This is a genomic window from Planktothrix pseudagardhii (genome assembly GCF_904830925.1).
Taxonomy (GTDB): domain Bacteria; phylum Cyanobacteriota; class Cyanobacteriia; order Cyanobacteriales; family Microcoleaceae; genus Planktothrix; species Planktothrix tepida.
The window spans coordinates 3793036-3805493 of sequence record NZ_LR882967.1 but is presented as its reverse complement, the minus strand read 5'-3'; the positions used below and the strand labels follow the sequence as shown (position 1 = coordinate 3805493).

At 39.3% G+C, this 12458-nt stretch carries 11 protein-coding genes; 6 read left to right on the top strand and 5 right to left on the bottom strand.

Translation table 11 applies throughout. The features are described 5' to 3' along the window. Positions 1-2 precede the first annotated feature (2 nt). Entirely contained in the window at positions 3-461 is a 459-nt protein-coding gene (locus NMK36_RS16100) for a hypothetical protein (protein ID WP_254174166.1), read from the top strand. Between the two features lie 395 nt (positions 462-856). Here NMK36_RS16100 and rsfS read toward each other — a convergent pair whose 3' ends face one another. From rsfS to NMK36_RS16085, 3 genes are all read right to left on the bottom strand, one after another. Further along, entirely contained in the window at positions 857-1273 is a 417-nt protein-coding gene (gene rsfS / locus NMK36_RS16095; RefSeq protein WP_254174165.1) for a ribosome silencing factor, read from the bottom strand. A gap of 205 nt (positions 1274-1478) precedes the next feature. Continuing rightward, positions 1479-2753, bottom strand: coding sequence for a WcaI family glycosyltransferase (locus NMK36_RS16090; protein ID WP_072719239.1), 1275 nt, complete (start codon positions 2751-2753; stop codon positions 1479-1481). A 171-nt stretch (positions 2754-2924) separates the two neighbouring features. After that, positions 2925-4568, bottom strand: coding sequence for a DUF3352 domain-containing protein (locus NMK36_RS16085; RefSeq protein ID WP_254174164.1), 1644 nt, complete (start codon positions 4566-4568; stop codon positions 2925-2927). 156 nt (positions 4569-4724) lie between these two features. Here NMK36_RS16085 and thyD point away from each other — a divergent pair, with 156 nt between their 5' ends. Together thyD and NMK36_RS16075 are read left to right on the top strand one after the other, a co-directional pair. Next, on the top strand, positions 4725-5651 hold the full coding sequence (thyD, locus tag NMK36_RS16080; RefSeq protein ID WP_072719241.1) for a thylakoid membrane protein ThyD: 927 nt from the start codon (positions 4725-4727) through the stop codon (positions 5649-5651). A gap of 267 nt (positions 5652-5918) precedes the next feature. Continuing rightward, positions 5919-7346, top strand: a complete 1428-nt coding sequence (locus NMK36_RS16075) for a GTP-binding protein (protein ID WP_072719242.1) — start codon at positions 5919-5921, stop codon at positions 7344-7346. Here the strand turns inward: NMK36_RS16075 and NMK36_RS16070 are convergent. Then, positions 7328-7753, bottom strand: a complete 426-nt coding sequence (locus tag NMK36_RS16070) for a DUF4359 domain-containing protein (RefSeq protein ID WP_254174163.1) — start codon at positions 7751-7753, stop codon at positions 7328-7330. The genes NMK36_RS16075 and NMK36_RS16070 overlap by 19 nt on opposite strands. A 180-nt stretch (positions 7754-7933) precedes the next feature. Here NMK36_RS16070 and NMK36_RS16065 point away from each other — a divergent pair, with 180 nt between their 5' ends. After that, positions 7934-8143 carry a hypothetical protein gene (locus NMK36_RS16065; RefSeq protein WP_254174162.1) on the top strand — a complete coding sequence of 70 codons (210 nt, stop codon included), beginning with the start codon at positions 7934-7936 and terminating at the stop codon, positions 8141-8143. Beyond that, positions 8140-8553: a type II toxin-antitoxin system VapC family toxin gene (locus NMK36_RS16060; protein WP_254174161.1), complete on the top strand. Its 414-nt coding sequence runs from the start codon at positions 8140-8142 to the stop codon at positions 8551-8553. Before NMK36_RS16065 ends, NMK36_RS16060 begins: the two co-directional genes overlap by 4 nt. Before the next feature lie 51 nt (positions 8554-8604). Here the strand turns inward: NMK36_RS16060 and NMK36_RS16055 are convergent, their stop codons facing one another. After that, positions 8605-9975, bottom strand: coding sequence for an NB-ARC domain-containing protein (locus NMK36_RS16055; RefSeq protein WP_254174160.1), 1371 nt, complete (start codon positions 9973-9975; stop codon positions 8605-8607). A gap of 235 nt (positions 9976-10210) precedes the next feature. Between NMK36_RS16055 and NMK36_RS16050 the strand changes: the two genes are divergently transcribed. Next, a complete protein-coding gene (locus NMK36_RS16050) occupies positions 10211-12391 on the top strand; it encodes a hypothetical protein (protein ID WP_254174159.1) in 2181 nt (726 codons plus the stop codon). The last annotated feature ends 67 nt before the right edge of the window (positions 12392-12458 follow it).

Sequence of the window (12458 nt, the reverse complement as noted above, 5' to 3'; positions counted from 1 at the left end):
TCATGAATAAAAAAGCCGTGATATTGTTGCTCGGTGCAGCTTTAGCCATGAGTGGAGCTATTATTAAAGGCACTCAAAACGCTAATGCTAATCTACCAGAAACCCGTGCTACCAGTATTAATCAGAGTAGTATTCCTCCAAAGTTGAACAATGTTGGCATTATAGCACAGTATAGCGGTAGTCCTTGGGGTCAAGTCGTGAGTTCCCAAACTTACACCAATCCCGATACTGGACAAACTCTCTGTTTTTATTCATCATCACGCTGGGCTCCATGTCCAGGTCAAGGGGATAACATCATTATACCTCCCAATGCCAAATGTCGTGGAGGTCAATTAATGGAGGATGTCATGAATCATTGTCCAGCAGCACAATGTTCTCTTGATAATACCCAAAGTCGATTGGGTAATATTATCACAGGAGGCAGTGGGAGTTCTGTACCCCCCTGTACTGGTTTACCCTAGTCAGTAAATATTTGTGAATTAGAATAAAATAAATTTTCAATTCATCATACACAGGGGTAGAGATAGTTTATAGAGCAAGTTTCAATAGATTGTACAATCTTAATGCTCAGGATTATTAATTCTAAAAAATGGTTACACCCCTGTAGGGGCGAGGCGCGCCTCGCCCCTACGATGAATTAGATTTTAATAAATTTATCGCTAGTGTTCTCAGAAACCGGGTTTTTTCTCCCATCTTTGGGTTTATCAACAAGCTATCTATAAAAACCCGGTTTCTAATTGGGGGGACTCAGAAACCGGGTTTTTCTTCAATCTTTCGGTTGCTAATAAAGCTATGTACAAAAACCCGGTTTCTAATGGGGGGCTGGGTGACAATAAAAACCCGATTTCTAATAGATTTAAGATTGCCAACGGACTCGCTCGGCGTGACCCCAAAAGGCTTCTAATTTATAGAAATCTCGTTCTTCGGGTAATAAAATATGGACAATTACATCCCCATAATCCATTAAAACCCAGTTACCATCATTTTGACCTTCAATTCTGAGGGGAGGCCGTTGTAATTCTAATTCGACTTGATCTGAAATAGCTTGAGAAATTGCCCGGAGTTGAGCTTGAGAAAAGCCCGTTACAATCACAAAATAATCAGCTAAATAAGATACTTCTGATACGCGCAGCACCAGAATATTATCCGCTTTCCGATCATCGGCTGCTCGTGCGGCGACTAGGGCGGTTTCCCGGCTGCTATCTTCATCCCCAGAAAGGGCAGAGATGATCACTTGATCAGAGGCGTATTTGGTTTTGGCGTTATCAAACATTAAGCTCTTGTATTCCTCGTATAATAATCGGTTGCAGTTGGTTAATCCTGAATGGCTAAGATTGTAGCAAGGGGTGACAATGCCATAGAGATCTACTGATTATTTTAATCCTTGTTTTCGATTTTGGATGGTTCGGATTTTGCGAAAGCCATGAAGGAAATGCCAGAGTTTCCCGTAACCGATCATTCGAGTTTACATTCTATTATCATCTAATAGATTTGGTCAAGGGTTCTGGGATAGGTGTAGACTTCGCTACTACTTCTGTAAATAACTGTTCATACTTGTTCAATGCTTGTTCAATGCTAAAACAGTCTTCTGCATATTTTCGACCTTGTTGACCTAGAGTTTTGACCTGCTCTGGATTTTTGTAAAGATCGACAATTGCATTGGCTAAACTTTCTGCGTCTTCAGGCGGAACAACAATTCCTCCTCCACTATTAAGAATTGCTTCTTTTGCGGTTCCCGTATCAGGAACAGAACCAACAATAGCACAGCCACTAGCTAATAAAACCGGAATTTTTGAAGGCAAATTAAAAGCAGTAACTTCTCGTTTTTGCACCACTAATCCTACATTTGCAGCCGATAACATTTCAGGTAATTTTTCACGGGGTTCCAGGGGAATTAATAAAATATTCTGGGTTTGATAGTTCTGGCGTAAATTCTCTAACTCTTGTAAGGCTTTCTGTTCTCCGGCAATCACAAAAGAGATTTCAGGAATATACTCTAATAAAGTTGCTGCTTTAATCACCGTTTCTAAACCTTGGGTTAAAGCAATATTCCCTGAATACAGAACAACAAATTTATCTTGAAGCTGATACTTTTGGCGAAAGGAATTATCAATTTTGGGTAACGGTCGAATAAACTTTGTATCAACCCAATTGGGAATATAAACAATTTTTTCTTCAGGAATCCCGTGTTCAACTAACTTATCAATAAAACCCGTCGCAATCACAGAAATTCGATCCACCTTTTCATAGGTCAATTGTTCAACGGCTTGGGCTGTTTTAACCACAATTCCATCAGGATTCACTAATTTAACCCGTAGGGCGGCTTCTGAAACAATATCCTGAATATTCAGAATCACCGGACAACGACGAACCCCAGCATACAAACCCACCGGAACACTGACTAATAAAGGCGGAACCGTTGCAAAAATAATATCAGGTCGCCACCCCTTAAATGCCTGAATAATACTTGTGAGCATGAAACTACTATCGAGGAGGAGACGATCTAATAACCCCGGTTTAGGGCCGCGTACCCAAATATAGCTACGCTGAATCACCACTCCATGACGTTCTTCCGTCAGATAAAATTTATTCTGATATCCTTCATAAATCCGGCGTTCAGGATAGTTAGGCATTCCGGTAATCACCCGAACTTGATGACCTCGTTGAACCAAGCCTTCAGCTAACTCTGTCATCAAAGGAGCAATCCCGATAGGTTCAGGATAGTAATTATACGAGTAAATTAATATACGCATACGCTTTGGATAGACCTAAAAACGGTTTTAGCATGATTTGTAGCTAAAGCAAGGACTCCTGAGTCATGTTAAGAAAACATTTTTATGCTTAGTCTAATGGTACTCACATCGGCAACCAAAATACTAGAAAAGGCTTGAAAACCTTTATCTCTTAGGCTTATGTTCCTTTTTTTAGCTTTTCGGCTTTAGCACCAATACCATTTCCACCTCAACGGTGGAAACATCAGGAAACGTGGCACTGATACCCAAGCCTTGAATTGAATTGAGCATCGTCATGCGGTTAGGTTGCAGGGAAATAGCTGGGGACGCTAACAAATATCCCATCGCCCAAGCCGTAATTTTTTCCATATCTAAATAAACATAGCTATGGTGGGGACTGGGTAAAAATTTACTAATCGATTGAAATTGTTGGCTTTGATTTAGGGGATGTTGGGGTTTCTGGGTGATTGCTTCCACCACTGGCCCCCCAAAAGCAACAAACATTAAATTCGGACTCAACCATCCATGTCCAAATAAGGTTCCTTGCTTAGGATCGTTCCATTCGGTGACTTCAATTCCAGCTAGAACATTTTGTTCAATATTAATCGGCGGATTACTATTAGCAATAATAGCATCCAATTTATTTAACATTCGTTCTGCAGCGGGGCGATCGCTGGTTTCAATTAATAACACGCCTCCAAGTCCCAAAGCAGCTAACACGCCTTTTTCCGAAGCGATCGCACCCAAGGCAAATTCCCCATCCATCCAGCCAAAGACATCTGTATCAGCATCTAAATCAATCGCTTGTAGTCCCAAACGAATTTGACGGCTCAGGTTCTCAAGAGCGGGATTGTTTTTTCCTAAGCTTAAAAATTGTAACCACAGTTGATGTAGATCATGGCTATTGACAAACGCGAGGGTTTCTGTAGGAAAACGATTGACCATTTCCCCAAATTCCGGGGAACGCCGGGATATAGTGGCAGTGGGACGTAACTGGGCAATTGCTTTTACGCGAAGTCCTTCCGGTTCTACCCCAACTGCCAAAATAATAGATTGAATGGAGGTCAAGGGAGATAAGGAACTCAGGGATAAAGGGGAAGCCTCCGGCCAAGTCGTCGCCATCTCTTTTGTAAACCGATCATAGTCCCCTATTAACACGGTGACTAAGGGATGGGAGAGGTTAGCACTTTTCAAGAAAAGGTGGGATTGTCCTGATAAACTTACTAGAGATGGTGATCCTCTAAAGGTATCGATCGCCCGCTTTACAGGTTCGGGACTGGCTGCAATCACTAATTGATCATTAACAACCGCAACATGATATTGTTTTCCACTTTTTTCGAGATAATGGGATAAGGTAATTCCTCGATATTGACTTTGTTGAGTTTGAATATCCGATGAAGCCTTTAATTTTTGGGCAAATAGCCAAGCTTTCCATTGATTTTTAATCCCTACCACCATTAACAGTTGAGGTTCAGAAGCGGGTTTAACCGGATCACGAGGCAATAACGCCACCATCACTCCGCCAATCCAAGGTTGAATATCTCGATTGAAATTAATCGCTGTGCCTGCTAAACTTTGCTGTTGAAAGGCTTGAATTCCCTGCCGGATGAACCCTTGGGTTTCTGGGGTGCCAAAATTTTGTAATTCTGATAAAGCGCGAGGGGTGGGAGAAACAAAGGTTGCCATGATCGCTTCACCCGGTACAACTTTGCCCGTTTCTACGGAACTATAGGCTTTGTACCGTTGATGAGTTAAATAAATGAAGGTGGCGATACTCCCAACACAGGCGATCGCTGCAACAACTAGGAAAAGCTTTGATTTTTTCTGGATCAGCATGATGATTTTCAAGCGGGGGTTTTCAGGAATGTTTCTGATCAGAAAGATTGAGGTTATTTCCCCCCATGTTAGCTTGCTACCCGCACTAGGGAAGTGGCGAAGATTTGATAATCTAAAGACACAGGTGCGACCATTCAGCCATTAAGAGTTATTTTAATGAAAGTAGCAGTTACAGGAGCAACAGGATTTGTCGGAAGTCGTTTAGTAGAACGACTCCAAGAGGACGGACATTCGGTGTTAGTCCTGACCCGCAACCCAGAGCGGGCTAAACGAGTATTTCCCAGTTCTGTCTCTTCCCAGTTAGAAATTGTGGGTTATACTCCAACGAAATCGGGGGCTTGGCAACAGGCGATTTCTGGCTGTGATGGGGTCGTGAATTTAGCCGGGGCGGGAATTGCTGATGAACGCTGGACGCCTCAACGCAAACAGGAAATTTTAGAAAGTCGTTCAACGGCGACTCAAAAGTTAGTCGAAGCGATCGCCCAAGCTAATTCTAAACCCAGCGTTCTGGTCAGTGCTTCTGCGGTTGGATATTACGGAAGCAGCGAAACGGCTTTATTTGATGAAAATAGTCCCAGTGGACGGGATTTTTTAGCCAATGTCTGTTTAGCTTGGGAAGCCGCCGCCCAACAGGTGCAAGAAGTGGGCACTCGGTTAGTCATTTTGAGATTAGGAATTGTTTTAGGAATGGGGGGAGCATTAGGAAAAATGTTAACTCCTTTTAAACTGTTTGCGGGGGGGCCGTTAGGTTCAGGACATCAATGGTTTTCTTGGATTCATCGGGAAGATTTAGTCAATTTAATTCTATTCAGTTTAACAAATTCTCAAGTGGAAGGCGTTCTGAATGCCACCGCACCCAACCCTGTAAAAATGGATCAGTTATGTCACGCTTTGGGTGAAGTTCTTCATCGTCCGTCTTGGCTTCCTGTTCCTGATTTTGCTTTAGAAATGTTATTAGGAGATGCGGCGCAGGTTATTCTCCAAGGTCAACAAGTTATCCCAAAACGCACGTTATCCTACAATTTTAATTATCAATATCCTACGGTTAAACCTGCCCTAGAAGAAATTTTGTCTTCTTCGTAAATGGGATGATTTTGTCAGAGATAAAACTTTTGTCTGGGCGAGGAGACCTCGCCCCTACATTTCAAGGATTGCTGATTATTAATTTCTGATCATTACCTATTGTTCCTGTCCTCAATCCTATTAAACATCGCTAAATAATATAATACGTTCTATAAATACCTAAACATAATTATTGCCTATTCCCTGTTCCCTGTTGCCTGTTGCCTGTTGCCTGTTCCCTGTTCCCTTTCTCAACTCAGTAATTTATTCTGCACAACCACTTATATAATGAACAATCATTTTAATCAAGCACGTTCTAGTTTAAAACAAACCTTAACCCGTTATAACCATTTACGACGTCAACGGCGCAGTTCCCATCCTGAATTACAAGCCACATTACAAAAACAGTTAGAAGTTCTATCAACTAATTTAGAAAAGCTTGAACAAGGAGTCATTAGAATTGCAGTATTTGGGTTAGTCAGTCGCGGCAAATCGGCGGTTTTAAATGCGTTATTAGGGGAAAAAATTCTGCAAACTGGCCCCTTAAATGGGGTGACTCAATGGCCCCGTTCTGTGCGTTGGAGTATATCATTACCACAAATTGAAGAACCTAACCGCATTGATAATATTGAGGAACAAAATTCGATTCAAGTTGAATTAATTGATACCCCTGGATTAGATGAAGTGGCGGGACAAGTTCGGGGAGAGATGGCAAAAGATGTAACTCGCCAAGCGGATTTAATTTTATTTGTGGTATCGGGGGATTTAACTCGAACGGAATATGATGCCCTTTTAGAATTACAAAATGCCCATAAACCTTTAATTATTGTTTTTAATAAAATTGATTTATATACAGAATCAGAACAAGATAAAATCTATCAAAATTTACAACAGTTAATCAAGAGTAAAACCTTAGAAGGAGATGATTTTTCTCCAGCTTATTCCGTTGACGCTCCGCAAAAATCAGCCCCGTTTGAAATTGTTAAGGTATCGGCTGAACCCGCCCCCATCCGATTAAGAATTGAATGGCCTGATGGTAAAATCACCCATGAATGGGAATCTCCACCGCCTCAAATTGAGGAATTAAAACAAATTATTGTAAAATTATTAAATCGAGAAGGGCGATCGCTTTTAGCGTTAAATGCGTTAGTTCAAGCCAGAGAAGCAGAACGAATTATTGCCCGTCAAAGTATTCAATTACAAGCGTCAGAAGCAGAAGAATTAATTTGGAAATTTACCCGTTATAAAGCCTTAGCAGTGGCGTTAAATCCCATTGCTATTTTAGATGTATTGGGGGCAACAATCAGTGATTTAATTTTAATTCGTTCTTTAGCTCGTTTATATGGTTTACCCATGACCAGTTATGAAGCGGGAAAATTATGGAAAAAAATTCTATTAAGTTCGGGAGGATTATTATTAGCCGAAATGGGAAGCGGTTGGATCTTAGGATTTGGTAAAAGTGCCGCAGGATTAGCAACGGATCTCGCAAATTATGCCGGAATTGCCATTACTCAAGCGTCAATTTCTGCCTATTTAACTTATACCATCGGTCAAGCAGCACAAGTGTATTTAGAAAAAGGTTGTACTTGGGGTGAAAATGGAATTGATACCGCCATTCAAGGGATTTTAAGTCAAGTCAATCGAGATAGTTTTATTACTCGATTAAAACAAGACATTGAAGGCAGTTCTCAATCCCCTTATTTAGAAGCAGATTGAGAAGTTTTCGGGTCTTTTGTGGGAAAGGTTACAAAGTTACCAAATCCTCCTAAAGTTTGATATTTATAGCCCATAATTTCGGTTGTATAAACACTGAATAAAAGAGCATTTTGTTGGATTGTGGATTTATTAATCGTATCTTTAATTAAGTCTCGTTGAGTCGTAACTAAGGTATTACAAGTATTGACTAATGTATTAGAAAGTCCTTTTAAAAATTCAGGGACTTGAGACTCTTGACAAATGGATTTTTTAATTTCTGTGGATAATTGATCGGAGGCATAATTGACATATTCTTCCCGCTTGGGGTTTGTAAATATCATGGTTCCCGCTAAAATGCTGAGTAGGATTACCCCTTTTCCGATATAACCCGAAGACGGTTTAGCTTGAATGTGATCCAGTTTCATCATGTTAGTTACTGATTGAGTGATAACTCATACTAGAATATCTTTATTGTATCTTTCAAGGGTTCCTGTGTCGATTCAGGATTTCCGAATTTAGAAAGTGCGATCGCTATCAAAATAGATTATAATAGAATACCCTAACTTACTCGACCGATTAAATAACCTAATCAATTGAGGTGATTTTAAATGAGATTAATAGCAACAGAGCAAGGATTATTAATACCCAAAGAAATGTTAGGAAAAAATCAAGAGTTTGAAATCATTCAAGAACAGGAAAAAATTATTATTACGGGTATCAAAAAAGAATCTTCGATTTGGGATTTAGGTTCAAACCCTGTGGAATGTGATTTACAAGATGGTGCAGTTAAACATGATCATTATCTGTATACTCCATGAAAAATATCTATTTTTTAGATACCAGCTATATTTTAGCTCTGGAAATCAGAAATGAAGATGCTCATCAAAAAGTATTACAAAATTGGGTGGCTTTAGCAAGCTCCAAACCTTTTTTAGTAACCACAACATACATTTTTGATGAAGTCGTAACTTTTTTTAATAGTCGCAACTTTCATTATAAAGCAGTTGAAGTTGGTAATCGTCTCTTGGAAAGTCGTGATATAGAGTTGATAGAGATTGATCGGACTTTCTTTAATCAGGGATGGCAATATTTTCAAAAGAATAAAGACAAATCTTATTCCCTCACTGATTGTTTATCGTTTATTGTTATGGAAGAACGAGAGATTGTTACAACTTTAACCTTAGATCATCATTTTCTTCAAGCTGGATTTCAAATTTTACCATCATAACCTAACTGCAAATAACTTTTTATTGTTATCTCATAAAAGTTAGATGAATGATCAACTAACTTTTGAAAGAACAGATTGTCTGAAGATTGGTAAAACTTTAAAGCAGGTTTCCTGTTCCTGATCTTCTGCTTCTATTAAACAACGTCTTTCTAAAGATAGAATTGCGTTAAATACATCTCTTGCGGGTAATTGAGACATTTCAATTAATTTTGCGATCGCTAGAGGTTGCCTTTCTTGACTCAAAGTTAAAATGACTGTTTTCTCCATCTCTGATAACCTTTCAAAATGCCGATTCAAGATTTCGGTCAGTTCCTCCCCTAAGTATAGATTATCATATTTTAAAAATTCTGCCACCCTTCCCCTAAAAATATCTTGAATCATTGTTGCTACCATTTTTAACCATAAAGGGTTTCCTTGATAAGTGTTAATCAAAACTTCCCATTGTTCCTCATCCGTTAATCGTTTTTCCTGCAAAATCTCCTTTGCTGCTGAACCTAACCCCTGCAATTTTAAGCAGCCAATGGGTGCATTATCATCAGTTAAAGTAACAATATCTTGGGGAAGTTCCCAACTGTTGAGAATTAAACAACTTTGATGGGGAGTTTCGGCGATTAATTTAAACAACAGGCTATAATTTTTAAAGTCAGGATGATATTGTCCAGCTAGGGTTCCTTGATTGAGTAAAGTTTGCACATCATCCAGAATAATCAGACAGCGTTTTGTTCTTAGATATTCGATTAATAAAGATAACTGTTCGTCTAAACTAGCGGGTAATTCGGTTAAGGATTGATTAGAGAAAAATAATAATAAATTTTTCAGGGTTATTTCTAAAGTTGGGTAAGTGCAAAGACTACGCCAGATAATCGCCTCAAATTGTGGTTGTATGGTTTGAATCAGATAACGAGTTAAAGTTGTTTTACCAATTCCACTTAATCCAATAATAGAAACTAGGCGACAATTTTCTTGAATAATCCAATTTTGTAGGGTTTTTAGTTCGTGAGTGCGATCATAGATTTTGTTGAGATCTGGTGATCTTCCCAAGTCAATTTGTTGTTGTTTTGGGGGGGAGAGAGATTGATCTTTAGGGATGACGGATGATGAGTTATTATTACATATTTTAACAGGACTAAGACTTACAGACTCATTATAATTCAAAAAATCAGCTAATTGTGATCGTTCTAAACTCGATTTAATATTCGATTTACTAATATTTTCACCTAAAATCCCTGAAAACATTTTCCATAATTCAGAGGCTAAATTTCTCACATAAGCCTCGGTACGATAACATTCTTCTGCGATTTCAGAATATTTTTGGCCTTCCCATACACCGCGCAAGACCGCTTTTTGCAGATCATCCAGATGTTTTTCTGTCTCCAAAAAAACCACATTGTCTGCTAACCTCAAGAATTCTTCTATATCCATAACTCCACAAAATATCAGTATTTTCACTAGGATATCAGACTTTTTGTGATTTCACCTGACATTTTTCAAAATATTATGACAATTTATGACGAAAACAATTTTAATTTTCTGCTTAAAAGTGATATTTCATTACTTTACAGAAACAAGTTTTTCATCCATACTATTGTTTAAGTTAGTTACTTATACTTATCATAAAAATCTCACTTTTCTTGCCTAACCTAAATTCAGGAAATATATGTCTAATCCACTTTCTCCAGATCCTAACCAGAATTTGCTCCCATCTACCAGTTTTTCTGCTTTGAATTGGAGTCCTAGTCAGGAAACTAATCCAGTAGTTGTTCTACCATCTGACTTATTAATCGGTCATATTAATCAAAATCTAAATATTCCAGCAGTCACGCCAAACCCCTCTGATAGTTTATTGCTGGTTCAAATTGAAGGATCAATTGCAACTATTGATCCTAATATTATAACGTTACCAAATGACAATTCTTTCGATGGGTTGACGGGTGAAGCAATGGATATTGTCAAGGAACAATTAACCCAGTTTGCCAAGGTTCCTAATTTTGTGGAAAAGATGAATTTAGCCTTTGGAGAAAGTTGGGATAATCAAGCTGCAAATGTTCTAACCCAAGATTGGTTAAACGGTGATTTTAGTTTAATTCCCCCAGTTAAAGTTGTCTCGTCTGCTGAAATTGGTGGGGCGAATGGGGCTTTTGCAGCGGCGACGGATACGATTTATTTATCGAGGGAATTATTGACTGGGGCAAATTCGGCCGATGTTGCAGATGTGTTATTGGAAGAAATCGGGCATTCTATTGATTCACGGTTGAATGTTACGGATACACCTGGAGATGAGGGGGCAGTTTTTGCCGCAGTTGTGCAGGGGAAGGAGTTGAGTAAAGATGAGATTCACGGGCTGAGGGGTGAGGATGATAGTGGAACAGCCACTATAAATGGAAACATATTTTCAGTAGAGTATGCAACAACTGACCAGATCAATGAGTATTATTCCAAAAACTGGGCTATCCGAGCTTACAACGCCAATATTAATTCAAGAACTTGGGAACCTGTATTATGGTCAGGCAATGATGTCCTAGGTTTTGGTTCTAACACCCGCAGTGATGGTAGAAAAGGTATCGCAAAGGATTGGGGGTATACAAGCCCTGCGAACGGAGTCAATCAGGATAACTTCTACTTGCAATTTTGGACACAAGGTGATTTTCAGCAAGGGGGAACTTACAACTTCAATGTAAAAGCCGATGATGATTATGCTTTATTCGCTTTCCCTGTAGGTGCAAATAACAAAAACCAGGTAGAACCAATCGGTGAATACTGGAAGGGAGATGCGTTCGGTGGTAAGACTATTCAGTTTACACCGAAAAATAGTGGTAAGTATTGGGTCGTGGCATATTACCTTGAAAAACTTAATGATGCTTATTTCGATCTCTCTTGGGAAGCTCAATCTCCCACGGCATTAGACAACACTATAACGGTAGAAAATCAGACATTCCCAGTTGAGCTATCGCTTTACGATAAAGATGGTAAAAAGGGGATAGCTAATCGTAGCAATATTGACCCCAACAAAGACACCGTTGTAGTGATTCATGGTCGTAATTTTGATGGTAAGGAAGATGGCAATATAATTAATTTAGCAGAAACAGCAGCAGCTAGTAACTATTATCCAAACTCTCAGGTACTTTACTTAGACTGGAAACAAGCAGCAAACGATGGTTCGCAGCCTCCTTACAACGCTGCGAAGAGGATCAGGCCAGTTGCTGACTGGGCTACGAAGAAGTTGAAAGAATTAGGAATAGATCCTGGAAAAACTATTCTCTTAGGTCATAGTTTAGGCTCCTACGTTGCCTCTGAGATAGGAAGAATAGGTGGAAAAGTGAAGGATTTGGTTGCACTTGATCCGGCTCTTCCAGGTGGCACTGGGAAAGGTAGTTACGATATTGATGGAAATAACCCAGGAGATAAGATTGATGATCGCCCAATAGATTTTAGTAGTGCCGCTACTAAGTCTATTGCATTGGTTGTTTCAGACGCGGATACCGTAGGAGGTGTAGCAGGTGATAATGAAAAAGCGACGAGTGCTAATGATTCCTATATAGTTAATTTTATGGGCTATGAAGAACATGGGTCTAATCCCAAGGACAAAGCCTTCAACAAAGGCGCTGATTATCACAATGGTGTCGTTAATGTTTTCTCTAATATAATGTCGCGTGACTTCGCTTTTCCTTCTCTTCTCGATTTTAACCGATTTGATAACTCTGGTAAAGTACAGCCTTCTTACTATGTATTTGAGCGCGCTCACGAGGGTGTTATATCAGCAGATTTAGGAAACGGAAACGCAAGTATAACTGGTTTAGATTATGTGTCTAACGGTAGCAATCAAAGAACTTGGACTTAGGCAACAATTAATGCCGATTTCTCCGATTATATTAGGCATAATCTCTAAGGATCTCTGCATCCTTTAC